The sequence below is a fragment of the Fibrobacter intestinalis genome, from assembly GCF_900167415.1.
GTDB classification, from domain to species: domain Bacteria; phylum Fibrobacterota; class Fibrobacteria; order Fibrobacterales; family Fibrobacteraceae; genus Hallerella; species Hallerella intestinalis.
Genome location: NZ_FUWU01000031.1, coordinates 1 through 25,314, shown reverse-complemented (window position 1 = coordinate 25,314; position 25,314 = coordinate 1). Strand labels below are relative to the sequence as shown.

The following is a 25,314-nucleotide window of genomic DNA, read 5'->3' as shown; positions in this document are numbered from 1 at the left end:
CTCCTTGTTAATCTTTAAACTTTTTAATGATGACAACGCCATTATGCCCACCGAATCCCAAAGAGGCCGAAGCGGCACAGCGAATTTCTCCCGAAACGCCGACATTTGGCGTATAATCCAGATCGCATTCCGGATCCGGCGAATCCAAATTGATGGTTGCCGGGAAATAGGAATCGTTGATAGCGAGAGTCGAAATGATGGCTTCAATGGCTCCGGCGGCACCGACGCAATGCCCGGTCATGCTCTTGGTACTGGAAACCTTGATTTTGTAAGCATGAGGTCCGAGTGCCACTTTCAACATGGCGGTTTCCGTCGAATCATTCAAATGCGTGGACGTGCCGTGGGCATTGTAATAATCGATTTCTTCGGGGCGAACTTCCGCATCTTGCATTGCGCGCAAAAGAGCCTTGGCGCAAGTTTCCCCACCCGGGCGAGGACTCGTGATGTGGTACGCATCCGCAGAAGCACCATAGCCGGCAAGTTCCGCATAGATTTTTGCGCCGCGAGCTTTAGCGTGTTCCCATTCTTCTAAAACCAGCACGCCGCCGCCTTCGCCCATCACAAAACCGGAGCGGTCTTTGTCAAATGGCCTAGAAGCTTTTTCGGGAGCATCGTTAAATTTATCCGTCAGGGCGTGCATTCCGGCAAAACTCTTGATGGAATAATCCGTAATGGCACTTTCCGAACCGCCAGCGAGGCAAACGTCCAAACGTCCGGAACGAATCGTGTCCAGCGCGATTCCAATGGCATCCGTTCCCGATGCGCACGCCGAAGCGATCGTCCACGCAGAACCCGTAATGCCCAAAGCAATGGAAACGTTAGCGCAAGCTTCGTTCGGAATCAACTGAGGCATAGCCAAAGGTGAAACTTTCCGTTTGCCACCGTTTACATACTGCATATAAGTGGAGTCCACAACGTCCAACCCGCCAAGTCCTGAACCGGCGACGATTCCCGTCTTATCGCCCGCGAGCAATTCGCGAGAAAGCCTCGCATCGGCAACCGCTTCATTTGCAGCGGCCAACAGGAACTGCGTAAAGCGCGCCATTCTGCGGGCTTCTTTCGGATCGATGCCGTGTTCTTCGGGTTTAAAATCCTTGACTTCGGCGGCAATTTTTACCGGGCAATTCGCCGCATCAAAAAGCGTTATCGGAGCGACTCCGCTTTTTCCTTGTTGAATGGACTTCCACAGCGAAGGAACCGTTTTTCCAATCGGAGAAACTGCGCCCATTCCCGTGATTACAACGCGTCTTTTGCTCATTTAATTCGCCTTGTCTTTCGGTTGTTCCTGCTTGTCTTTTTCACGAATCGCCACCCGCCGGATTTTTCCGCTGATGGTTTTGGGCAGCTCGGTCACAAAATCGATAATGCGCGGACTCTTGTAAGAAGCCGCCACTTTTTTGGTGAAAAGCTGAATGTCCTTCGCGAGTTCTTTCGACGCCGTGTAACCGCTCTGCAAAACAATCGTCGCTTTAATCGCCTGCCCGCGGGATGCGTCCTCGACGCCTGTCACGGCGACTTCCAATACCGCCGGGTGCTTCAAAAGAACTTCTTCGACTTCAAACGGACTGATGCGATAGCCGGAACTTTTAATCAAATCGTCCGTGCGCCCGACAAACCAGCAATAACCGTTCTGGTCGCGCCATGCGGTATCGCCCGTATGATACACGCCGCCCTCGAAAACCTTTTGCGTACGTTCTTCGTCGCGGTAGTAGCCGCCGAACATTCCAAAGGGTTTTCCTCCGTCGATGCGGATGATGATTTCGCCCACTTCTTCCACCTTGCAGGAATCGCCTTCCGGATTGACAATATCGATGCGATAACCGGGCGACGGCATTCCCATGGAACCCGGGCGCGGATCGTCCCAAGGATAATTTCCCATCGTCAGCGTCAATTCCGTCTGCCCGTAGCCTTCATACAATTTGAGTCCGGTCTTTTGCAGCCAGCGATCGTAGATGTCGGTATTCAACGCTTCGCCTGCCGTCACGCAGAACTGCAAGCTGGAAAGGTCGTGCTTGGTCAAATCCTGCTGCAGCAGATAGCGGTAAACCGTCGGCGGCGCACAGAACGTCGTGATTTTATATTCGGCCATTTTTTCCAAGAGCTTTCCCGGAATAAACGTGTTCATATCGTAGGCGAACACGGCACTGCCCGCAATCCACTGCCCGTAGATTTTTCCCCAGAGCGCTTTAGCCCAACCGGTTTCAGCAACCGTCAGATGACGTCCGCCATCAACCACATTCTGCCAATACTTCGCCGTAATGATGTGCCCTAGCGGATAAGTGAAAGTGTGGGCGACCATCTTCGGATTGCTCGACGTTCCGCTGGTAAAATAAATCACCATGATATCGTCGTTCCGAATGGCATTTTCGCCCGAAGGACGTTCAAACTTGGAAGAGCAGATTTCGTAATCGTCATAGAAAGAAATCCAGCCCTGACGCGGCTGGCCGATGGCGACCAGACTCTGGACCGACGGCGCTTTTTCCTTTGCGGACTCGATTTCCTTTTGCAAATTCGGGTCGTCGTATGAAACGACCATTTTAATGTCCGCCGCCTTAAACCGGTATTCCAAATCCGCGGAGGTCAGCATATTCGTCGCGGGAACGGCAATCGCGCCAATCCGGTGCAGAGCCAAAAGGAAAAACCAGAATTCATAGCGACGCCGGAGCATCAGCTGAACACGGTCGCCCTTTTGAATGCCGTTCGCCACCAAAAAATTCGCCGTGCGCTTGGACGCCAAAGAAAGATCCTTGAACGTGAAAATATGGCTTTCGTCGTTGTCGTCGCACCAGACCAGCGCTTCTTTTTTGGGATCGTTTTTCGCATACTCGTCCACAACGTCGTAAGCGAAATTGAAATTTTCAGGAACGTGGATTTTAAAATTCTCGTATAAATCTTTATAAGAACTGTAATCCACGCGATCGATAAATTTGAGAAGTTGATTCATACAAACCTAAAGAATGGGTTAAAGATCTCGGTAAAAGATTTTTTCTCGCTTCGATATGGCATAGCGGATTAAATTCAGGACCCGCTTTTCGCCAATGGAATTGAAGTCCGAACAGTGGACGGTCAAACGCGGAGTCCCCACCGGAGCCTGGATCGTCAAGCAAGCGGAAGTCTGCGCCACGCCGAGGGAAATGTCGGGAAGCCCCGCAAAACTGATTCCGACCGAGAAGAATTTTTCGACCGTCTTTTCATCCGCCTTTTTTTTGTCTTCCGCTTCATCGGCGTCTTCGTTTACCGAAACAATCAAGTCCCGTTTTTTGAAAATCGTCGAACGGTCCTCGTAGGTTTTGAACTTTTCAAGAATCTGGTCCTTGAGAAAATTATTGTCATACCAGGCGGGCGGCACATAGCCTATCGGAAGCTCCTCTTGCCCAAGAGCCTTCCACAAAGCGATGGAACGATCCAGAAGCGCCTGCGAATCCTCTTTGGAAAGCCCGGCAAACTCCGCCACATTTCCCGAAAGCATCAGCGCGCTCTTGCCGAAAACGGAACGCTCCTTGCCCAAGTTGGCGAAATGCCTCGCCCCGTGCAACAGCAGTTCGTGTCCATCGGTCTTGAGCTTTTCCACCGCTTCGCAAAAGTTTTCCCGCTCCTCTTCGGGGACCGCCCCCACCGCAGGAACCACCGCTACCGAAATCGGCGAGCCGACGGTGCGTGCGATTTGTTCAATCTGGGACTGGGCTTTTTTAAAATTCTTGATGTTGAAATCGTGATAGCAAAGGATAAATCGCTTGCCTTTGAATTTTTCCGCTTCCGCAGCGGAAATGTCGGCGATGTCTTTGTTCAATTCCATTCCAAATCTCCTTTTTGCGGTAAAATAGAAAAAGCTGCAAAAAAGTGCCTTCAAAATAAAAACGCATTTCGCTTGCAAAAGCGTTTCCCATCCCTTTTTCAAAAACGACGGGATTATTTTCGCCGATTTCGCAAACCGCATTTCCAAAGAACAGATGTAATTAACGAAGGATTTAATTAACGAGGGGGGGGTAGTAAGAATCTGAAAAAAATGAAGGATTCACAAATTCTACTGGAACCATTAAAAACCGCTCCTTATATCCTAAAAAAGCCACAATCCCTTCGATAATGGACGGTTATGGAATTTCAGTTCACGAGTCTGCCGAACTAGTTGAAGAATAATCGATAAATTTATCAAATTCTCTTCGCCGTGATGGTTCACGCTAAAGATGGCTTTATGAAAGCAATTTCAACACGATCATTGACTGAATAAACTTTTTTGCTATTTTTTTGAAATGTTTTTTTACGGAGTATGGAATGACAAAACAAATCCTGTGCATTTTTTTGACAATGTTCGCTTTTTCCTTTGCGGAAAAGGATTTTGACAACGCAAAAGAGGAATTTGTAAGCGAACCGAAAAGTGGCGAAGAGGCGGCGAAATATATGACGGATTCCGAAGGAAATGTCTTGTTTGGAAAAGTTCCTTCGGTGGAAGAATGCAAATCCTACGATGGTCCCAAATTGCTGACCGAATTTGCATGGGGAGGGGACGAACGGTGAAAAAATTAAAGTACTGCGTGACGTTTTTATTTATGCTTGCCGTCTTCGCTTGCACAGAAAATTCGGCAACGTCTTCCAGCACACAGCCAGAGGACAATACGCCTTTCGGATGGCTGGAAGGGGGATTCACTCCCGAGATAAGTGCAGACCGTGGCGGCGGGCTTCAAAAAATAAGCCATTCTGGAAATTGGCTCGTATTAATGGATGATTGGACGACTCCTATCGAGAGCGGTTCCATATTAAAAAAATACTCCGCCTATACGCCTAGACTGTTTGTTTCGAAAATAGGCTCCGGTCGTTGGGACACTATTGTCCCGCCGGCAAAGGAAGATATCAAAAGCCTTTATGTGGATTCTTCGGGAATTTATATAGGCACATATTTTACTGGAGAAGTATGGAAATACGATCTAGATAATAAAGAGTGGACGGATTTGAGCCCTTGCAAATTAAAAGAGCGAGAAGGATTTCACGTTTTCGGCATATCGAAATATAAAACAAATCTTTTTGTCAGTATGAGCGGATATCAAGATACGAATGTTCAAGTTTACGACAGCATTCGAGTTTTGCAATTTCTGCAAGAAAATTCGGTCTGGATCGATGTGACTCCCAAAAAGTTTGCCGAAGACATAAAAACTCAATTCCATAAAGGAGTTACTTTAAACAACAAGTTTTATGCAGCGACTATGTATGGGGTTTGGACATGGGATATTACGTCCCGACAATGGAAACATCTTCCTGATTTTCCCGAACCGCACTCTTGGTTTTCTCAAAAGGTAAACGATATTGCTGTTCATAAAGGGATATTACATGCGATTGTTTCCGGTAGGGTTTATTCCTTCGATGAGTTGGCTGAAAAATGGATTTCTATCGACAGTCTCCATTATAGAGGGGATACGACCGATATTCGCAACTGCTGGATTTATACAAACACCCCCTCCCCAACGACTTTAATCTCCGACGGGGAACATCTTTTTGTTTCTGGGGGCATAAGCGATGAACCCTATGTTTATATGGGCGATTACGGAGAGCCTTACGGAAACATTTCCAAAGGATGGCGCACAATTGGCTCTTGGTGTAAAAATTTTCAATGCTTTCAGACTGGGGGAACGAACTCTATCGATATCGTCGGGGATACGCTTTATAACGCAAACTGGGAAAACCTTCTCAAGTTCCCACTCGACAAACTGGATTCCGCTATTGCAGACGGAAATGATTTTCATTGGAATTGAACGAATTCGCCTAGCGGCGAGCTGTAGTCAGAATCCGATTCCCAAGTGGAAAAGGTGGTTTCCATCCAGCACGGGATTCGATTGGTAAGCATAGTCGAACTGGAAACGCCCAAAGACGATTCCGAGTCCCGCAGAAACGCCGTTGTCGTCGTTCGGTTTGTAGGCGTAGCCCACCCGGAAGAAGAGCGACTTCTTATAAATTAACTCGGAACCGAAACGCCATTCCGCATCGTAGTCTGCACGGCGGTATGCGTCCGCATGAAGAGCCAAATCAAAAATATCCAGAATCGGGTGCGTTCCCGAAATTCCCGCCTGAAGCACCATCGGCGCAGATTCCTCTTCGCTTTCGTAATCCGAAACCCAGCCGAAGTTCGTCATTGTGGCCCCGAACGTGAAATAACGATTCAAGCGCAAACTTGCACCGCCATCGGCAAGAACCGCAATCGCCGTGGAATTGTCGATGGTCTGCGACGCGAATCGAGCGGTCAAAGCCCAATTAAAAATCGACGGGTTGCTTCCAATGCCGAGTTGCGCAGCCCACGCCATAGCGCCATAATCTTCCAATTTGAAGCCTTCGTCATCGCGGCCTTCGATGTCGCCATAGCCCAAGTATTCCAAAGCGGCACTCGCATTGACGTGAGAAAAGGAATGCCCGAAATAGACCGAAGTCAATTTGGCATCCACGTTGTCCGAAAACAAAACGTGCGAAATGCCGAGCTGGGAAGATTTTTGGGAAGTCGTTGCCAATGGGTTTCGCGTCACTTCGGCAAAGCTCTGCGGAGTCGCCACGCCAGCACCCGCCAAAGCCGCAGAACGCGGAGAGGTCGCCAGCGAAAGGAACTTCATCGTCGTTCCGCCTTTGTCGACATTCCAGTATTTACCGCCCGCAAAGCAGAGCGAAGCGCCAACCAGAAGCACCAAAGAGAAAAGAGGCTTGGCATTCATAAGGCGACTTCTAAAAATGGCTTTGGTAAAGAAAAATCGAGAGCGCATTGACAGGTTCCGCAACCAGCCGGCGTGTTGCAAACGATTTTTTGACAATGAATTTTTAGATGCAGCCATAAACGCAATTATATAAAAAGAAAGTGCTTAAGATAGAATCAACCTTGTTTCCATGTCTGCATGATGGCAAGAACTTTTTGTTTCAACTCTTCGGCGCGGGAAGGCGTATCGCATTCCACATAGCAGCGGAGTTCCGGGGCGTTTCCGCTCGGGCGCAAGTGGATTACGTCACCCGAGTCGAAAGTCATCCGGTAGCCGTCCGTTAAATCCTCGGCGACAAGTTTCCCGGCAAGATTTCCAAAGATTTTTTCGCCCGTTTTCTTCTCGGCGATTTCGGCGACTTTTGCCTTTCCCTTTTCGGTGGGGAATTCCTTAACGCGGTCACTTGCCGTAAAACGCTTGGGCAGTTTCCGGAACAAATCTTCCACGCCAGTCAATTCCTCGCGCGAGCGAGCAAGAACCGCAAGCTGCGGAAGCAGGGCGTCCCGCGTCGGAAGCGCTTTCAATGTTTTTCCGTTTTGGACAATATCCGTTTCCAAAAGGAATCCACCGTTCGCTTCGTAACCCGCAACGGTCTTCCCTTCCGCATCCAGAGCCTGCATTCCCGCTATCACATACGGGCTGCCAATGCGAGTGCGGAGCGTCTTTTCAAAAAGTCCGCATTTTTCGAGAGCGGTGTTGCAGCTGACAGGTGTCGCCACGCGATTTATTCCCAAAGCCGACGCCGCCAAAATGCCAAGGACATCGCCACGAATCCAGCGTCCGGTCGCATCCGCAAAAAGCGGGCGATCGCTATCGCCGTCAGAGCTGACAATCGCATCCAATCCCTGCTTCGCCCATTTAGCACCTAATTCCACATCTTCGGGGCGCACGGCCTCGGTATCGACAGGGATAAAAGAATCGGACCGTCCGAGAGGAACGACAAAAGCCCCCAAACCCTGAAGGACTTCCGTCATCAAATCCCGTCCCACGGCGGAATGCTGGTACACGCCGACAGTCAGGCCGGAAAGAGCCCGGTCGCCAAAAAACTCCAGATAACGCCGACCATAATTTTCTCGGGCTTCCAGATTTTCTTCCGGAAGCGGAATTGCGGATCGGAGCATGCCGTCGGAATCAAATTTGGCGTCGTCCACTTCAAAAACTTCTTCGCGGATGCCGAGTTCGTCCTGCTTGGAAATTTCACCTTGGGGATGATTGAACTTGATGCCGTTTCGGTCTGCGGGGATGTGGCTTCCCGTCACCATGATTGTCGGCAACGCTTTGTCGATGCCATACAGCGCAATCGCCGGACTCGGAATGCGCCCACTGTAAACGACTTCCCAGCCCATATCGACAGCCGCCGTCGCCAGAGCCTGTAAAATTCGCCCGGTACTCGGACGCAAATCCCCAGCAATCGCCACTTTTTTCGGCGACGGATAATTCTTTTCGCAATAAGAAAGAAAAGCGTGGGTGTAACTGTAACAAACCAGGTCCGTCATGCTTGATACAAGACCGCGGGCGCCGCTCGTTCCAAAGCCGACCCCGCTCGAATTCATCATATCGCCAACAAAAATCTTCATGGAATGAAATATACAAATAGAGGCGTTAAAGAAATTTTGAACCTTTAATTATTATTTGCCTAGAACAAAGAGGAATTCCGATGAAAAAAGTTTTGACGATTGCCGCAGCGGTAACTTTTTTATTCGCTTGCAACGAAAACCAAGAAAAAACGAACGAACAGCCCTGCCTGACTATGGGCAAATCCGCCGTGATTTTTTATTCCCAGACCGGAACGACCGCCCTTGTCGCTCGGGAATTGGCAAAGCAGACCCGCGCGGAACTCGTCGAATTGCAAATGACAACCCCCTACCCCTCGACCTACGACAGCACCGTTTCCGCTGTACGGATAGAACGCGAAAATAAGAGTTGGCCTGCACTCCAGAAGGCCCGTTTCGACTTGTCGAAATTCGACACCCTCTACGTCGGCTATCCGGTCATGTTCGGCACCTTCGCCCCTCCGCTTTACACTTTTTTGGATTCCAACGAATTGAGCGGCAAATATCTCGTCCCGTTCTGCACTTATGGAAGCGGCGGACGAAAGAGCAGTTCCCGGGAACTCGCCAGTCTCGCATCCAACGCCCGGAGCCTTCTTTCCTTTGGCATTTCCAAGCGGCGGGTTCTCTCGCCGAATACGGACCTCACAAAAGAAATCCGAAATTTCTTAAACCTTGTCCGTGCGGGCATTCAAGAGGAAGAGCGGCTCGCTTCTTTCGGAGATTCTCAAGAGCTTTCCGGCAAGGATTCCTCCGTATTCGCTTCGGCGGTAAAGGAATACGCCTATCTGAATTTGCAGCCAATACGCGTCGCTAAGGATTCCGCTGGAACGGGATTTCTCTTTTCTTGCAGGATGCGGGCGTTCGGTGCCGAAGAAAACGTGACGGTTCAAGTTTTCAAATCGCTTTCCGAAAATGGGGAAGCGGAACTGATCGCCGTCGAAAAATAGTTTCGGTTTATTTTAGCGCCAAACCATCCCGGAAAGCGTTCCCAACTTTTTCGCCAAGGACGCGATAGGCGTGTGCTGCGGAATCGTAGGAAATCGGCTCGACTTTTCCCAAATCCACTTTGCCTTTTTCATCCAAGACGCTTTCGTCAGCGCTGGTGTTCACAACCTGCCCCACAATATAAGTGCCGCCATCCATATCGGGGCTGCATTCCAGCAGTTTGCATTCCAAAGTCAGCGGAAATTCTTCGAACATCGGCGCATCTACATTTTGGCTTTTTATCACGTGCACACCGGACTTTGCGACTTTATTCGGCATTTTCGTTCCGCTCACGACACCAAAGAAATCGGAAATCACCGCCGTTTTTCGTGTTCCAAAACTGACTGTAAACGCCTTGCGCGCTTTGATATTTTCCGTCGTCTTGTGATTTGTAGCGAGACAAATCGCAATCTGATCCTCTTCCCGCTGGCCGCCCCAAGCCGCATTCATCGCATTCGGCGAACCATCTTCGTTATATGTGGCAATAATCAAAACGGGAAGCGGCGTGATAATCGCTTTGGAACCAAAATTTTTACGCATATTGACCTCATTTTTTTTCGTCAATATCTAAAAAATAAAACCTTCCGGCAAGCACAAAAAAGGGCGTGCCTTATCCCTTCCACTCGCCACGGCAGCGCATCCCTGTGTTCAAACCAAAATTCAATTTGCTCATTTTGAACAAGGTCTATTTTGCGATAAACCTATTCGCAAATTCTTGCGGAGTCAATACCGGCAGATTCGAATCCTTGAAATCAGATGGATTGCGGGTAATGATGTAGTCAAATCGTTGATGCTCGGCGACTGTATTTTGAACAGAGTCTTCAAAATCCTTCCAATCGCTCTCAAGGGCAGCCCATATATCCACTTCTGATACTGCTGCAACATGAACGATTTGCAACAAATTTCTGATAAGAGCTTTTGCTTGCAGGGAACCCCTCAATTCTTTGCGTGCGATATAGTAGATGTCAGTAATAGCCGAGGCTGTAATGAATTCCTGAATTTCTTCAGACGCAACCCTAAGAATCGCTGCGGAATTTTGAACGAATGCAGGACGATTTAGCAGGACGTCCAACACAACGTTGGTGTCAAGCATTATCCGCATACTTTTCAAGTCTCTCCGAACGATAGTCGTCCAGTGCTTTGCCTGTATTAGGAATGGCTCCTATCAGCGAATCAACGATTTTCGATTTCGTCTCCTTGCTTTTTGCGGAGGAAGCAATAGCGTATGCAACAACAACCTCCTGTCCGGCTTCAAGCCGAACAGGTGGATCCAGCACAATTTGCTGTCCGTCAAAGAACCCTTTTGCTGTTGCTATCATAGATGACTCCGATCAAAATTGCTCTCTAAATATACCTTTTCAGTACTATAAAAGCAAATGAGCCGCTCCATATTCCAATTCGGAACAGCCCTGTTTTTTTTACCATCACGCGTTTCCGAGCTGATAAACTTTTTGAGCAAAATGCTCAACTTTAAGTTATTTTACAGAGCGTAAAAGAGCTTAACTCTAGTCCCCTAAAAAAAGGGACTTATATACAAAACTCCACTCGATTTGCTTGGTTGGTGTACTTGTCGAACCATGGTTAGGGATTAGGGGTTAGCGACTAGTGATTAGTTGAAAGTTGGGAGTTGGGAGAATCGGCAGCCTCCCACGAGGCTCCCTGAAACTTAGAATCTCCGATTCCGTAGTTGAAGTATCCCTGGAAGGGACAATTCGCCTAAGGGAACAAGTTCCCAAGACTTATGGGCATAAGCGAGTGCGAGAAGAAATTCCCCTTGTGAAAAAGAAATCCACACTTGGGCTGCGGACTTTTTTAATTGCGAGTATTTAGTAGAGGATTTTATATAATTCCCAAAAGAAACGTCAAGAAGCTATATTGTCCCTATGCACTTTTCACTCGAATCCAAGCCTTTAGGAAGCGTCGAACGTTTTATCGTCCACGCGGGCGATGCCGAACTGGAAATTCTCGCGGGCTGGGGAGCCGGATTAAACGCCTGGCGCATTCCCGTAAACGGCAAAATTTTAAACCTTCTTTACGGCTATCAAGACGCCGAAACATTCCGCCAAATCCAAGCCGATACAAATGCGGGCGTGTGCCTCTCGCCTTTTCCGGGCCGCACCGCCAACGCTAAATGGACATGGAAAGGCAAGTCCTACCAATTGGAAAACAACGTCAGCTGGGCACCGCACGCCCTCCACGGTTTCTTGAATTGCCGGGCGTGGAAATTCAAGAGCTTTGAATCGAACGCTCAAGAAGCGGTTCTTTCCCTAGAATGCGAATTTTACGGCGATCCGGCGGGCTACCCATTCACATACAAAATCACAAACGACTATGCGTTCAGCGGCAACGCTTTTACCGTGCGCTCCACCGTTTTCAATGCCTCCAGCACATCCCTTCCGTATGCCGAAGGATTCCATCCGTATTTTTCGCTGGGGAAAAAAGTCGATTTCTTGACCCTCGCCCTTCCTCAATGCCAGAAAGCCCTTTTGGATTCCGCCGACATTCCGACTGGCGAATTTGAAAAAGAAAGCCGATTCAGCGGGCAGTCCATTCTGGCCGAGACTTTCATCAACGATTATTTCGCCTTCGACGCCGAATCCGCAGAGCGGGAAACCGTCACCCTCAAAGATCCCGAAAACGGCTACCGTTTGGACGTTTGGCAAAAAACAGGCAAAAACCTTTGGCGGGGAATTCAAATCTACACGCCGCCCGACCGCGAAAGCATCGCCCTGGAACCCATGACCTCGGCACCCAACGTGCTGAACCACCACCGGGAACTCATCGAAATTCCACCCCAAGGATCCACCAGCTTGCTTTGGGGAGCCACATTTTACGTCTAAAAATTTTCCTGCCGAAGCGCATTTTTTTCGCTTGAAAGACGGAATCGCTCCGCCATGACGGATTGTGGACGAACTTTCCACAAACCTATCCCCACTAGACTCTAACCACTCTTCTCTAAACCTCAATAATTTTTTACAAATTGTTATCCACTTTTTAAAAAAAAGAATAGTTTATGCGGGCTGGACTTGCTCAATGAAGGGCACTCCAAGAGAGGAATGGTAAGGAATGGCAGAAAAAAAGCAAGAGAAAATGAGCGCGAAGGATTTGGAATACTTCAAGGCTCTTTTACAAGATCGTCGTCGGCAGCTCGTATCCGCACAAGGCGATACAACCGCCAGCAGCTCTTTCCATGGGCAAAGGGAACAAGGCGGGGAATCCGCCAGCTATGCCACACACCCGGCCGATGTCGCCTCCGATTACAATTCTTTGGAAACCAATTTTGATTTGGCCGCCCGAGACGGCAAATACCTTGTCTATCTAGAAGAAGCGCTACAACGGATTGAAGACGGCACGTATGGAATTTGCAAAGTCTGCAAAAAATTGATTCCCAAAGCCCGACTGGAAGCCGTTCCCACAGCGACCAAATGCGTGAGCTGCAAATCTGAAACCAAAAAGCGCGAGCACGAAGAAACCCGGCTGGAAATGGCGAGAATTTACGCCCAACAGCAGCGGATGGCGCAAAGGAACGATTCCTGAGTTCTCCGGATCTCTATCGTCGGATTTTTCTCGTCGGTTCCGGATTCAGCAAATCCTTTTGCCCCGAAATGCCGACGATCAAAGATTTGAACAGCCGCATTCCAGATGGAATTCATGCGGAATGCCAGACCTTGCGCCATTATTGCTACTGGCTACGGGAACTCTGCCACGGCGCTCCGGAATACCTCAACATCGAATCGGTCGCCACCAACATTTTGACGGCTCAAATTTTTCCGAGCGAAGAAGAACGCCTGCGCAATGCGGAACTCCGTTTTGAACTCTTGCGATTCATCGCCCAAGCCATGCACCGGACGGTGCCGCTTTCTTCGGCGGCTTCCCAAATGCTTTCCGCATTTTTAAATGCCATCGCCAACGACAAAGAAAACGAAGGCCGGAAAAATCTGATTCTTTCTTTTAATTACGACACGCTGATCGAAGACCAGATTCGGCAGGATCCAAATCTTTTTTCCACCATCGCCGTCGATTACGGCGTAAACATCGAACCCGCAGACCGCTCCGCTTGCCATGGCAACCGTCCAAAGAGCATCGACCTTCTCAAATTGCACGGTTCTTTAAACTGGTATTCCATCAAGGGATCCGGCGGGGAACTGGATTTGCAAAACGTCTGCCGCATCGAAGCGGACGACCGCAGCTATCCGCTCTACCAAAAGGACAATCCGATTTTCATTCCCATGGCGCACGCCAAAGATTCCTTTTTGCGGGGAAGCCTGTTCAATGTACTCTGGGCAAAAGCGGACTATTACCTTTCCAACGCCGACGAAATTTACGTGATTGGTTACGGTTTTCCACAAACCGACTGGAACAGTTTTCCCTTTTTGCTCAAGCACCGAAATCGCATTCGCCAAGTCGTCGTTTTCGAATCGGCGGGGGACGCTTCCGTTGCCAGACTCGAACGCCTGTTCGACAAAGGAATCGTCGTTTGCGAGGACGCTAAACAATTCTTAAGCCGCCTATTTCCCCAGAGTTTCTAAAAGAGTGATTAGGGGTTAAGGGCTAGTTGGGAGTCCAAAGCAGACAAGCCCCAAAAGAATCCCAGCCATTGCCGCATACTTGAGCGCCGAACGTTTTTCGTGAAAGAAAATCAAGCCGCCCAAAAAACTGATGAGCACATTGGAACGGCGAATCACCGTAACAACAGAAATCAGCGCATCGGGTTCATGCACCGCCAAAAAATAAAACCGGTCCGCAATCACCAGCAAAACGCCAACCGCCAAAATCACTTTTCGAAATTCAAAACGAATCCGATTCGGCTTGTCGCGATGCCAAAACCGCAAAAAGAGAACTCCCAGCCCCTGTAAGCAAGCCATATAGATGTTGTAATAGAACTGAATCGAAAGCGGATTCAAGTGCGCCCGCTGCAACAGAAATTTATCGTAAATTCCACTGACGGAACCGAGAAACGTACCCAAAAACATGGACAAAATCCAGATGTTCGTCCAAAAATGCCCGGTTTCTTTTCGAGAAGCAAAGCTCATGGTCAAATAAGCGGCAAGCGAAAGCGCGATTCCGAGCCATTCCATCCCCGACGGCCTCTCGCCCATAAAAGCCACCGCCATCGCAATCGTAAAAACCGGAGCGCTCGCCCGAACAGGCGCCGTAATGCTCAACGGCAAGCGGGAAACCGCATTAAATGTAAACGCCCAGCTGGAAGTCACAATCGCCGCTTTTAAAAGCAGCATTCCATGTTCCGAAACCGAAATCGACGGGATTTTCCCCAGCAAAAAAGCAGGGAAAAGCGAAACCGCACAAGTCAGGCTGACAAAAAATAAAACCGGCAAAACCGCATTGCCGGTAAGCGCTTTCTTTTTAGCAATATCGTAAAAACCCAAAAACAGGGCGGAACCCAAAGCCAATGTGACCCAAAACATACCGCAAAAATAGCAATAGTGACAGCGTTTCCAAAAAAATGTATTCTTGTCCACGATTATTTCAAAAAGGAGACTCCTCATGAGCATTAAAGGAAAAGCATCGAGCCTTATTGAAGAATTTAAGGCTTTTGCATTCAAGGGCAACATCGTCGATATGGCTATCGGTGTGATTATCGGTGGAGCCTTCGGCAAGATCGTCACATCCTTTGTAAACGACATCGTGATGCCGGGAGTTACCGCTCTCATCGCCATGGGTGGCGCCAAAGACGCCGGCGAAGGACTCAAAGCGCTCTCCTACACAACGAATGCGGGAGTCGTCATTCCTTACGGCAATTTCATCGGCGGCGTTCTCGACTTCATCATCGTCGCAGTCGTCGTTTTCTTGGTCATGAAAAAGTTCCTCGGCTTTATGCAGAACATGCGCAAAAAAGAAGAAGCTCCTGCTGAACCGCCAGCGCCTCCAGCCCCGAGCAAGGAAGAAGTTCTGCTTACCGAAATCCGCGATTTGCTGAAAAACAAATAAATCTGCTTTTAGATGAATTCTTTGGAAATCCCCGTTTGAATGCGGGGATTTTTTGCATCTGGAAAATATCGCAGAAAAACAACTCACCGCCAATTTCATTCAGGGCACGAATAATTTTGTGGGCTTATATACAAAAATCCACCCGATTTGCTTGGTTGGCCGACAAACTCAGGGACCGGTTGTCGAACCATGGTTAGGGATTCGTGATGAGGGGAAAGAAATAAGGAATGAAAGGCGAGAAACCACTGGGAAGGACGGTCTCCCGACCGTCCAAGAAAGAATCACTCCACACAGAAAAAGAAGACCGAAAACGAAATCGTCACGGAGCTGTTCAAGATATATGAAAAACTGTATAAAATCACGGAAAGGTGAAAAACAACCGGACTTGTTCGCACCTGACGGCTCTCACCACAAAAAGCGAAGAACGTAGTTCTGAGCAAATCCGTGTGTTAACTAGCCGAAGGTCGGTCCCTGAGCCTTGGTTAGTGAGCTTGTCGAACTAGTCGAAGGGCACTTGCCGCTACTTCTTCAGGACGTTCTTCAAATGCAATTTCTGCAAAAGTTTGGCGCAAAGCTCATCAAAAATATCTCCGGCGTCATCAGAACCGATTGCCTTTTGCAAAAGCAAACTCGAAGGGAACAGCAATAACGCAACCACTCCAGAATAAAGGAGAAGGCTCCAGACAGACGCTTCCCGAACAAAATCGTAGGAAAGGTTTTCAATGGCAATCGCCACGACGACCATCGCCGCAAAGCTCGCCAGTGCCCGTCCCATATTCCTAAACGCACGCGTGACGCCCTCCGTTCCCGTCTGGCGCACCCATAGGCACACCATCACCGCTACTTGAGCAATCGCTCCCAAAGCCCCGACAATCGGCACCGAATAAATGCCCAGGTCTTCGGCAAAGAACAAATACGCGGGAATCGTCAGCAAAAAAACGCCCGTATTGATAAGGGTCGGCGTCCACATTTTTTCCCTGGCGTAAAAGGAGCGCACAAGAACCGCCTGCAAGCACAATCCAAAACTCGCCGGCAGATACCAATGCAAAAGCTTTGCCACATATTCCGTACTTTCTCGGGTGAACGCCCCCCGTTCAAAAAGAATCCGCACCGACGGAAACGAAAGCACCCAGACCGTAATCGCCGCCGGAATCAGAATGGTGAACATCCGGGAAAGGCTGGACCAGATTTTGCGATTTAATTCGGTGAATTTTTCTTCTTTCACCAAGCGCGCCATATCGGGATAGCTGGAAACCCCGACAGAAAATCCAAAAACCGCAACCAGCGTGTACATCACCCGATACGCATAATTCAAACTGGAAATGCCGCTGCTTCCGAAAATGCCGCCAAAACTGCGGATGACAAATTCAAAAGCAAACATGCTGCCAACGCCAAACGACATTGGAATCATCATTTTTACATAGCGGACGATATCCGAATGCAATGGGCGAATGTAAGGCCTGTAATGGATTCCGCTGCGGAATGCGCCGAACAGCTGCAACACGAAAAAGCCGATAAAGGCACCGACCGGAACGCCCCACGCAAAGCCTTCCAACCCGTGATTTCTTCCCAAGATGCCGCCGACAATAATCGCCGCATTGTAAATGACGCCCGTCAAAGAAGGAATGGCGAACTGTTTACGCGTATGCTGCACGGCGACCAGAAAACCGCCGGCAAAAATAAACAGCTGCCCCGGCAAAATAATCCGACCCAAATAAGTCGCCCTGTCCAAAAGTTCCGTAGGCAAATCCGCCGCCATCGTAAAAAGCGAAATCAATTCCTTCATCCAAATAAAGGAAGGCACTATTAAAAGCAAAAAAACGATTCCCAATGTATTCAGCACGTTGCTGAAAAATTTCCACGACCCTTCTTCGTCATTTTTTGCCTTGTAGCCAAAAAAAATCGGAATGAATACGATGGAAAGAAAACCCGTACTGACGACATGATTTAAAATATCGGGAATCAAAAACGCCAAATCCAATGCGTTTTTCTCGGCGGTAACGCCTGCGGCCCTAGCAAGGAGCATTTCCCGGAGGATTCCCAAGGCGCGGCTGGCGAGCATACTCGCCGCAATGATAATGGTAGCGTTATTCATGCGGTCGCAATTCTAGAAAAGTTTTCCGTTAAAAAACGGGCTAGCGGAAGATTGCCGTATAAGAATCGCCTTCGACAGGAAGCGCAATCCGAACCGGAGAGGTTTCGCCGTCGCTCCAGCTTTGGAATGTGCAGCCCGCGCCATTTTCCGCCGAAAGCGTCACGGGAACATCGGCAAAAAGTTTTAGCGCGGTCGTTTTTCGCAGGGCGATGCCATCGACAAGAACCGTTCCGCATCCCTGGGGAGCGACCGTCACGTTTTGCACATCGCCAAGCCCCAAAGCCGATTGCATTTCCGCAAGCACTTCGCTTTGTCTTGTCGCCGCAAAAGTTTCGATGACGCCTTGCTGGTTTTCCATCAAGCTTGCGCTGTGGTTCCAACGATCCATATCCCTCGGGGTTTCCGCCGAAATTTCCTGCACGAGCAAATGGATTCTCGAAAGAATCGTATCCGGGCTGAATTTGGACGAGAGGAGCGCGCTAAAGCGATTGACAAAGCGATTTCGGTAATCGGGATTGTGCAAAAGATTCCGAATGGGAATCGTGTATTCGGCTCCATTCGGGTAGCCCGATGCCGTCGAATCCAGCACAAAATGGAACATATCGATATCCGAATACTCCGAATGCCCATTGTTGAATCCAAAATCCAAATCGTAAAGAACCCATTTCCACTTGGTGAGCGGAGCGGTGGAGCGCCATTTTTTCATATTGTTCGCAGGCCAATCCTGATTCGCCACAAAAATTTCCGTCTGGATGTAATTGGTATAATTGTCAATATCCATCTGCGACGCCACGAACGCATACGCCTCGGCATCCGCCAAATCATGGCTTTCGATATAATCTTCCAGAGCTTCGTAATCCTTGGAACTGCCCGCCGATACCGAATTGTCCGCTTTCAACAAGTCGATGGCATTTTCGTCGTAGCCGTAATTCGTCGTGAAGTAATTTTCATTCAAACGTTCCCGAATGTTGTGAATGCCGTAGTATTCACCGTTATAATAGACAATGGAGGGACGCGCTTTTTGATAGTCCACGCCTAGCCCGCGGGAAATGCTCGACGCCAGCCGGTCGCGGATATAATCCTGATACCAGTTTCCGCCATTGTTGCGGAATACCAGATCCTTGAAGCTTTTCAAATTCGGGTGCTCCGGAAAAATCCGATAGTCCAAATGGGCATCGCCGTATTTTTTTCGGAACTTGAGCGCAAAGGACTTTTTGGCATTGGCACGGCTGTAATTGCCAAAAATTTCATAGCCGACATTCGCGCTGAATGCGGGCGTGTTCGCTCCCGGTTCAAAAAAAGTTATCTCCGCCGGAATCGTTTTGTCCAACCAGTAATTGGCACCGAAATGCGGACTTGTAGAGCTGGCGTTGGGCCCTTCTTCGTAAATGCCGGAATCCGGGTCAAAAAGCTGGTCCGGGTCCGCCGTGATAAACGCCGCCGCAATCGTCGGAGCTTGTTCAAACACATAAGTGCGCGTTGAAATATCGCTCGGGAGCATCCCATCCCGGAAGGTCGCGCAACGCAAAACCGTCGTCGAGGAAATGGTCAAATCCCCCATCATCACGGGACTGTTTTCCGTAGGAGCCTTTCCGCCGACTTCACAGCGGGCAACGCTTTGCGGGTCTCCCGAAAACGAAACGACAAACGGAGCCGAATAAAATCCCGACGCCGGAAGACGGTAAGAATCCGAAATTTGCCCCGCATAGGCATAGTCGGCAACGCCCAGGGGATTCGGTTCCGCAAAACCCCAGCCTGTGCCCGAAAAGGAATAGCTTTTGCCGTTCGGGACTTTCGGGTAGGCGATGGAATCGCGCAGGGTTCCCGCCGCGTCAAACAAAAAGACGTTTCCGCCTTCTTGCGGCAATTTAAAATTCACATGGGGATAATTTCCCTGATTTCGAACAAGGAGGGAATTGAATTTGAACTGGACGGGTCTTTTATAGCTGTTTACCGCCGAAAAACGGATGCCGTAGATATTTGCCAAATCCGGAAAACGGGATCCCGTCGGCAGGGAAATGGAATACGTCGTCAAGGAATCTCCCGTTCCCGTAATCCGCGCGGGCCATCCTTTCCAGTCTTCCATGTCGGATTGAACCAGCCGAATTTCCAAAACTTCGTCTTTGGTCACAAAGCCCGTCAGCAGCAACTGATTCGCCGTTCCCAGATCCTGCGGGGAATCTTTGGAAGCTCCTTCGATTCCCACAAAAATGCAGGCGCTGCTCCAGCCGAGTTCCTCGTTCTCTCCCAGCTGCATTTGCCCCGAAATGACACGAGAACCGTTTTCCACCACCAGGAATTTACTGTAAAGCCAAGGCTCTGCGATGCTCGTCCCCGCAACAGGGGAATTGTCGGAATCCGCCCAGCCCCAGACATTTTTGCCCATCATATCCAGGGAATCCGACGGCGTTTTCAAATCCGGCCTATCCTTTTTGGAAAAGAAAACAAGAACAAAGCTCTGCGGAGGAACGACGACATTTCCAAAATGCCACTTGAAAGGCTCTGCCGGGTCATTCGACAAAAAATAGTCCGAAAGATTTACCGCCGTGTCCGCAGGATTGAAGAGTTCGATCCAATCGGATTTGTCGCCCTCTTCATCTTCAAGAGAGATGTTTTTCGGATTGATTTCGGTAAACATGACGGGAGCCGAACGAACAAATACTTCCGGAACAGAAGGCGTATCGTCATCGGCAAATGTAGGTTCCGTATTCGAGCTGCAAGAAACCGCAAAAAAAAATAAAAAAGAGGATACTAAATCCAAACCATCTCATACAATGAAAATAGTCTTAGTCTAGGCGCAAAGCCTCATTGACACGAAAAAATACCCAGCGGCAGAAAAGCCGCAAGCATCCCATAGCGAAGCGGGAAAATCAAAAAATATCCACGTTCAATTTAATGCCGTTCTTTTTCATATCTTTCATCATATTTTCCACGTCGCCACGAATCTGTTCCATTTTTTGAACGATTTCGCCGTCTTTTTGCAAAACCAGCGCCACAGAATTATCGTTTTCGTCCAGTTTGGAAACCACCTGCAGAATATGGGCATGGACATCTTGTGCGGAAGAGCGCAAATGCTCCAACCGGGCAAACATTTCTTCGCCGCTATTTTTCAATTCTTTCGATTCCGAAGCGACGCTTCCCGCCACCGTTTTCAAGTTGCCCATTGCGATATCTAGAGAATCCAGACTATTTTGCAAATCCGTTTTCCAGCGGACCAGGTCATTTTCGGCATCCTTTTTCAAAGCCGCCCCCTTGCGGACAATCCGGTCAAAATGCTTTTTGCCCGAACCTTCCTTCGCCGAATCCAACACCGAACGAACCGTCTCCATCACCGCTTCAAAAGTCGCCAAGGTTTCGTCCAAATCGGCTTTCGCCGTATTGAGTCCCTTGTCAAAAAGAGTTTGCCGAATCGTATCGCCGTCTCTGTAATACTCCGGAGATTCGCCGAGTTCAATCAGAATTTCCCGATTTCCCAAAAATCCCGCCGACGCAAAATGAATTTTGGAATCCTTGGCAAGGCGCACGTTTCTGCCGATTTCAAAAGCGACATAAATGCAGGAATCCGTTTTATGCATTCCGAGAATGCGCCCCTTGGGAAGACCGCCGATTTTTACATTACTTCCATTGGCCAGCGGACCGACTTCGCTAAATGCGGCCACATAGCGCAGCCTTTCATTATAAGGGCTCAACGGATGAAAAAAATACCAAAGGCAGAAAATGATGCAGCAGAGCATAAAGACGAAAAAAAGCATTCTCTTGTTGCCGCGCCGAGAAATTTTGCTATTCATACGTCGCTCCGCCTAAAAACTCGTCGAAGCCGTCTTCTACAAAAACGCCCTTCGCCTTATCCTGTATAATTTTCATCAACGATTTGTTAAATTCATTGGCTGCATCCACGCCGTTCAACTTTAAAAGCGTATTCATGGCAATCACTTCGGAAATCACCGTTAGGCTTTTCCCCGGAGCGACAGGGATTAAAACCTTGGGGACTTTCACGCCCAAAATCGTTTCGGACGCATGAAAAAGCCCTGTCCTTTCATACGAAGAACCCTGACGCCAAGGCTGTAAATCCACCACCACTTCAATCTTTTTACGCCGACGGACAGAGGCAATGCCAAACATTTCTTTCATATTGACAATACCGATGCCTCGAATTTCCATGTGGTGCTGTATTACGGAATCGGACCTGCCGACAAGCATATCGCCAATGCGAATAATCCGAACGGCATCGTCCGCCACAAAGCGGTGCCCGCGCTCGACCAAATCCAAAACGCACTCGGACTTGCCGACGTTGCTATCCCCCACATAAAGCATCCCCACGCCATAGACATCGACCAGACTCGCATGAACCGATGTAAATTCCGCAAAATAAATTTCCAAAAACTGCTGGATTTCCTTGGCAAAAGGAAAAGTCGAAAGTTCCGTCGTCATCAGCGGAATGTTCTTCCTTTTGCACATTTCTAGCAATTCGGGATGCGGCTGCAAATTGTGCGTGAGCACCCACATCGGGGATTCATATTCGGAAAGTTTTGCAAAAATCCGCTCCCGCTCCTCTTTGCCGACGCTTTCCAGATAATTCCACTCCGTCGATCCAATCATCTGTATTTGAGATGCGCTTTCTTTATAAGAAGCCGTGTAGCCGGACATCGCTAGCCCGGGACGATGCACTCCGATTTGCGTCAGGTTCGTCCGCAACGACTCTTCCGGAGTGTGAAGGGTCAATTTTAAGGATTGCCGAAAATGTTTAAAAAAAACAAGAACCGGACACGAAGTTCGGCGCTTGATATTTAAATGGTGGAACGGATTATAAGACATTACTGGGGTGTAGTGACATTGGAAACCGGCTCGGCCTGATGGGCCTTTTGCTTTTCATTCGCCTTTTTGAGCTGCACTTTCGCGCGTTCAAGAGCGGTATCAATCGCCTTTCCCATATTTTCCTCGTCGGCGGAAGCGACTACAACGGCACCTTTCACATTCAAGGAAATTTCGCAATGGCGGCTGAGATCGCTGATGCGGTCGAGAACAATCGAAGCCGAAGTGATATTGGGGTAGAATTTTCCGAGAGCCTCCACTTCTTCTTTAAGATGATCCTGAAGTGTGTCAGAAATAGTGCAATGGCGAGCAGAAATTTGAACATCCATAGGCGAACCTTCCTGTTAAGGGTGAAATAAATTTTAGAGGACCCGAAGTCCTCGCTTTTCAAAGATATACATCTTTCTTGTTCAAAAAAGAACGTTTTTTGCAAAAATTTTTGGATTTTTCATCCAATTTGGAATGAAGTCTGAAATTCGTTTTTTTTCGTTGTTTTTGACGTTTCAGGTACTTATGCCGAATCTTTGCTGAATTTGGCGATTTTTGAGCATTCACAATGCCGTTCTTTGGAAAATCAATTGCCCGTCAAAGTGAATTCGCCATCCTTGTACACCAGGGTGACGCTTGTTGCACCGATTTTCTTCACGGTCACGCCCCAGATCTCCTGACCAACGCTTACGACGGCACTTTCTCCGCGGAACTTGAGGATTGCGACAGGATTGGAACCGGGCAGGATCACATCCAGCGTGATGGATGGAGGCGGAGCCTTCCGAACGGGTTCTGCGGGAACGCCAACGGATTCTTTCTTCACGGCCCTTACGGGCGCAGGGGCCATCCTTATGTTTGCAAACTCCTCGTCATACACGGTTTCCTGATCAACGTCGATGGGACTCAATTTTGAAGGGACTTCACTATACAAAGCAATATGTTCCGGCATCCCTATGGAATTCAAAATATATGCAGACTTATTGTATCCGTCAAGCCACACATTACCGTTTGCGTCATACTTCAGCGCATTGGAAAGTCTGAAACCTCTTTTACACATCTAACAGAACGCAATGAAAAATCATCTTTATTTTCCGCGTAAATGTAATAAAATTCACTGTCATCTAGAAAAATTCCCGAATCTTCGTCAGTGTTTACGGGGCCATCGCTCCACCATGTAGCGGCAGTTCCCTCATGAACGTATTCGTAAATTCCCGAATCATTTTTCCGACAAAAACCAGCAAACTCATTTACAAATTTTAATTTTCCAACTTTTCCCTTTAGCGTAGCCCATTCTTCATTTTTAGGCAATCGCCAGCCATCAGGACATATCGACAAAGCCAAAGAGTAATCATAGAACCTACCATATTTTCCACAATTACTTTCTTTATTATATAAACAAGCAGATCTTGGCATAATTTTCAATCCAGCGACAGCATCAAAGAAAACAAGGTCCTTTTCTTTGGGCTGAATTGAAAGATTTTTTGCCATCCATAAAAGATTACCAATCCTCATATAAGGATATTCCTGAGAATCCTTTTCGCTTTCTTCATATAACGTAGATTCTTTGAATGAATTTCCAAATAAAAGGCCGTTTGTAAGGCGAAAAAACACATATTTAGGACTAAACTCATACAAAGATCCGTCGCAAAAGAACAGTCGATCGCCTTTTTTCTCATAAGCTGTCCAATTTTCAATTTCATAATTCCCTTCGGCAATTTCACTCGTTCGAATTTTGTCGATTTTCTCCGATTGAACGTCTACACCTATTAAAAAATCTATATCGCACAATAAAAAAACAACGATTACGCCACAAATAAAACCAATCAGGAATACCAGCGCAAAGAGATGGATTCTGCACCATCTAAAAAAGAACTTTTTTATTGACACAATACGGCCCCCTCCTCAATTTTGACATTTACAAAACATTGGTCAACGCTAGAATACCATGGTCCCAAATCAAATCCTAAAAACTTTATATGAAAGGTATTACCAGGCTTGTGGAAACCGACTTTTATTACCGAAGAATCTGTTTCTATAGCAGACACCCAATCGTTAGCAACATCGCCGCAAATGTAGTTGCCCTCTTCGTCTAGACGACGAGCGTTAGCGCTACACCATCTCGCATTCTCCACAACTATGGATAAAGCCTTAGTCATTCTGACTTTTTTATAATAGGGTTCTATTGAAAAGAATGTCATTAAAAAACCTAGAATAAAGCCGGATAATAGAATTAGTACAATTTTTTTCATATAAATTACACCACGATTGGAGGCTGCGGACTTTTTCTTGGACAGATTAGTTAGATTAAATTTAGACTTTTTCTGTAATCATCGGGGCTCATTCCGCCAAGACTCATCTTTATTCTATCCTTGCAGAACCACTCCAAATATTCATTCAGTTCCTTTTTGAATTCGTTTTTGGTGACGCCAGCCAGGTCACGATTGTAGAACAATTCGTTCTTTACGATGCCGAAGAAGCCCTCGCAGGCGGAGTTGTCGGGAGAGCAGCCTTTCTTCGACATTGACCGTTTCAGCTCCGCATCGTTCATCCGCTTTATCCATCCCGGCCATCTGTAATGGCATCCCCGGTCCGTATGCACGATCGGCTTTTCTCCGTCGTGGAGCTGCCCTAAGGCCTTGTCCAGCATTCGGTTCACTAGCCTCGAATCGGGGCTTTCGCCTATAGTCCAGCATACGGGTTTTCCGTCGAAGCAGTCTATCATCGGAGACAGGTACAACTTGCCGTCGGAAAGGGGGAACTCCGTGATGTCCGTAAGCCATTTCTCATTGGGCCTGTCGGCATGGAAATCGCGGTTTATCAGATTGGGCACCGCGGGCGAAATTTCGCCCCTGTACGAGCTGTACTTCCGTTTTCTGGGACGGTAGGCCGCAAGTCCGTTCTCGCGCATCACCCTCCGGATGACTTTTTCAGACAAGGTCCTTCCCTCGTCTTTCAATACCTTTCGGATCCTTCTGTAACCGTACCTCTTCTTGGATGCCTGGAAGGCTATCTGTACAAATTCAAGGGAATCCCTGTCCTTAATCGCCCTGTCGTTTGCGTGCTTCAGGTTGTAATAGAATACGCTGCGGGGCAGGTCAAGCCGGGCAAGAAGTTGGCCAAGTCCGAAGCGGTCTTTCAAGGCGTTGACGATTTCCGTTTTTTCCCTGTTCCTCAAGGCGGAAACGTCAACGCCGGGGTCTTTTTT

The 25,314-nt window shown here is 48.3% G+C and carries 25 protein-coding genes; 7 read left to right on the top strand and 18 right to left on the bottom strand.

Annotated features, from left to right (window positions below):
- Positions 1-7: 7 nt before the first annotated feature.
- The 3 genes from fabF to B5D40_RS09230 are packed head-to-tail and all read right to left on the bottom strand — an operon-like array spanning position 8 to position 3,796.
- A complete protein-coding gene (gene fabF, locus B5D40_RS09240) occupies positions 8-1,258 on the bottom strand; it encodes a beta-ketoacyl-ACP synthase II (RefSeq protein ID WP_078776688.1) in 1,251 nt (416 codons plus the stop codon).
- Positions 1,259-2,944: an AMP-binding protein gene (locus B5D40_RS09235; RefSeq protein ID WP_078776687.1), complete on the bottom strand. Its 1,686-nt coding sequence runs from the start codon at positions 2,942-2,944 to the stop codon at positions 1,259-1,261.
- Between the two features lie 18 nt (positions 2,945-2,962).
- Positions 2,963-3,796 (bottom strand): DUF2334 domain-containing protein, encoded by an 834-nt coding sequence (locus tag B5D40_RS09230; protein ID WP_158222167.1) that lies wholly within the window; start codon positions 3,794-3,796, stop codon positions 2,963-2,965.
- Positions 3,797-4,272: 476 nt separating this feature from the next.
- Here B5D40_RS09230 and B5D40_RS09225 point away from each other — a divergent pair, with 476 nt between their 5' ends.
- Positions 4,273-4,515 (top strand): hypothetical protein, encoded by a 243-nt coding sequence (locus tag B5D40_RS09225; protein WP_078776685.1) that lies wholly within the window; start codon positions 4,273-4,275, stop codon positions 4,513-4,515.
- Positions 4,512-5,744 (top strand): Kelch repeat-containing protein, encoded by a 1,233-nt coding sequence (locus B5D40_RS09220; protein ID WP_144319686.1) that lies wholly within the window; start codon positions 4,512-4,514, stop codon positions 5,742-5,744. Before B5D40_RS09225 ends, B5D40_RS09220 begins: the two co-directional genes overlap by 4 nt.
- 27 nt (positions 5,745-5,771) lie before the next feature.
- Here B5D40_RS09220 and B5D40_RS09215 read toward each other — a convergent pair whose 3' ends face one another.
- Together B5D40_RS09215 and B5D40_RS09210 are read right to left on the bottom strand one after the other, a co-directional pair.
- A complete protein-coding gene (locus tag B5D40_RS09215; RefSeq protein ID WP_078776683.1) occupies positions 5,772-6,689 on the bottom strand; it encodes a PorV/PorQ family protein in 918 nt (305 codons plus the stop codon).
- Positions 6,690-6,844: 155 nt separating this feature from the next.
- Positions 6,845-8,305 (bottom strand): phosphomannomutase, encoded by a 1,461-nt coding sequence (locus tag B5D40_RS09210; RefSeq protein ID WP_078776682.1) that lies wholly within the window; start codon positions 8,303-8,305, stop codon positions 6,845-6,847.
- A gap of 80 nt (positions 8,306-8,385) precedes the next feature.
- On the opposite strand from B5D40_RS09210, the gene B5D40_RS09205 reads away from it, so the two are divergent.
- Complete coding sequence (locus tag B5D40_RS09205; RefSeq protein ID WP_078776681.1) at positions 8,386-9,228, top strand: flavodoxin; 843 nt, start codon at positions 8,386-8,388, stop codon at positions 9,226-9,228.
- 7 nt (positions 9,229-9,235) lie between these two features.
- On the opposite strand, the gene B5D40_RS09200 is transcribed toward B5D40_RS09205, so the two are convergent.
- The 3 genes from B5D40_RS09200 to B5D40_RS09190 all read right to left on the bottom strand — a co-directional run bounded on the left by B5D40_RS09200 (position 9,236) and on the right by B5D40_RS09190 (position 10,584).
- On the bottom strand, positions 9,236-9,805 hold the full coding sequence (locus B5D40_RS09200) for a flavin reductase family protein (protein ID WP_078776696.1): 570 nt from the start codon (positions 9,803-9,805) through the stop codon (positions 9,236-9,238).
- Between the two features lie 145 nt (positions 9,806-9,950).
- Positions 9,951-10,358 carry a PIN domain-containing protein gene (locus B5D40_RS09195; protein WP_198951058.1) on the bottom strand — a complete coding sequence of 136 codons (408 nt, stop codon included), beginning with the start codon at positions 10,356-10,358 and terminating at the stop codon, positions 9,951-9,953.
- Positions 10,351-10,584, bottom strand: coding sequence for a hypothetical protein (locus B5D40_RS09190; protein WP_078776679.1), 234 nt, complete (start codon positions 10,582-10,584; stop codon positions 10,351-10,353). Before B5D40_RS09190 ends, B5D40_RS09195 begins: the two co-directional genes overlap by 8 nt.
- A 564-nt stretch (positions 10,585-11,148) precedes the next feature.
- Between B5D40_RS09190 and B5D40_RS09185 the strand changes: the two genes are divergently transcribed.
- From B5D40_RS09185 to B5D40_RS09175, 3 genes are all read left to right on the top strand, one after another.
- Positions 11,149-12,105, top strand: a complete 957-nt coding sequence (locus tag B5D40_RS09185; RefSeq protein ID WP_078776678.1) for an aldose 1-epimerase — start codon at positions 11,149-11,151, stop codon at positions 12,103-12,105.
- 226 nt (positions 12,106-12,331) lie between these two features.
- Positions 12,332-12,802 (top strand): TraR/DksA family transcriptional regulator, encoded by a 471-nt coding sequence (locus B5D40_RS09180; protein ID WP_073303437.1) that lies wholly within the window; start codon positions 12,332-12,334, stop codon positions 12,800-12,802.
- A 68-nt stretch (positions 12,803-12,870) separates the two neighbouring features.
- Positions 12,871-13,794, top strand: coding sequence for a hypothetical protein (locus B5D40_RS09175; RefSeq protein ID WP_078776677.1), 924 nt, complete (start codon positions 12,871-12,873; stop codon positions 13,792-13,794).
- Positions 13,795-13,809: 15 nt separating this feature from the next.
- On the opposite strand, the gene B5D40_RS09170 is transcribed toward B5D40_RS09175, so the two are convergent.
- Positions 13,810-14,691, bottom strand: a complete 882-nt coding sequence (locus tag B5D40_RS09170; RefSeq protein WP_158222168.1) for an EamA family transporter — start codon at positions 14,689-14,691, stop codon at positions 13,810-13,812.
- A gap of 79 nt (positions 14,692-14,770) precedes the next feature.
- Between B5D40_RS09170 and mscL the strand changes: the two genes are divergently transcribed.
- Positions 14,771-15,214 carry a large-conductance mechanosensitive channel protein MscL gene (gene mscL / locus B5D40_RS09165; protein WP_078776695.1) on the top strand — a complete coding sequence of 148 codons (444 nt, stop codon included), beginning with the start codon at positions 14,771-14,773 and terminating at the stop codon, positions 15,212-15,214.
- 520 nt (positions 15,215-15,734) lie between these two features.
- Here the strand turns inward: mscL and murJ are convergent.
- The 9 genes from murJ to B5D40_RS09120 form a co-directional block, all read right to left on the bottom strand.
- Positions 15,735-17,309 carry a murein biosynthesis integral membrane protein MurJ gene (gene murJ / locus B5D40_RS09160; RefSeq protein ID WP_078776675.1) on the bottom strand — a complete coding sequence of 525 codons (1,575 nt, stop codon included), beginning with the start codon at positions 17,307-17,309 and terminating at the stop codon, positions 15,735-15,737.
- Between the two features lie 40 nt (positions 17,310-17,349).
- On the bottom strand, positions 17,350-20,070 hold the full coding sequence (locus tag B5D40_RS09155; RefSeq protein WP_078776674.1) for a CotH kinase family protein: 2,721 nt from the start codon (positions 20,068-20,070) through the stop codon (positions 17,350-17,352).
- 109 nt (positions 20,071-20,179) lie between these two features.
- Positions 20,180-21,097, bottom strand: coding sequence for an MlaD family protein (locus tag B5D40_RS09150; RefSeq protein ID WP_078776673.1), 918 nt, complete (start codon positions 21,095-21,097; stop codon positions 20,180-20,182).
- On the bottom strand, positions 21,090-22,124 hold the full coding sequence (gene hprK / locus B5D40_RS09145; RefSeq protein ID WP_073303449.1) for an HPr(Ser) kinase/phosphatase: 1,035 nt from the start codon (positions 22,122-22,124) through the stop codon (positions 21,090-21,092). The genes B5D40_RS09150 and hprK overlap by 8 nt, the downstream gene beginning before the upstream one ends.
- The gene (gene hpf / locus B5D40_RS09140) at positions 22,124-22,450 is read right to left on the bottom strand and encodes a ribosome hibernation-promoting factor, HPF/YfiA family (RefSeq protein WP_073303451.1); all 327 of its coding nucleotides are present in this window, start codon (positions 22,448-22,450) and stop codon (positions 22,124-22,126) included. The genes hprK and hpf overlap by 1 nt, the downstream gene beginning before the upstream one ends.
- A gap of 245 nt (positions 22,451-22,695) precedes the next feature.
- A complete protein-coding gene (locus B5D40_RS09135) occupies positions 22,696-23,058 on the bottom strand; it encodes a hypothetical protein (protein WP_078776672.1) in 363 nt (120 codons plus the stop codon).
- Positions 23,059-23,129: 71 nt separating this feature from the next.
- Positions 23,130-23,996 (bottom strand): FISUMP domain-containing protein, encoded by an 867-nt coding sequence (locus B5D40_RS09130; protein ID WP_078776671.1) that lies wholly within the window; start codon positions 23,994-23,996, stop codon positions 23,130-23,132.
- Entirely contained in the window at positions 23,987-24,358 is a 372-nt protein-coding gene (locus B5D40_RS09125; RefSeq protein WP_078776670.1) for a hypothetical protein, read from the bottom strand. Before B5D40_RS09125 ends, B5D40_RS09130 begins: the two co-directional genes overlap by 10 nt.
- A gap of 50 nt (positions 24,359-24,408) precedes the next feature.
- The coding region (locus tag B5D40_RS09120; RefSeq protein WP_078776669.1) for an IS3 family transposase at positions 24,409-25,314 on the bottom strand (906 nt) is incomplete at its 5' end.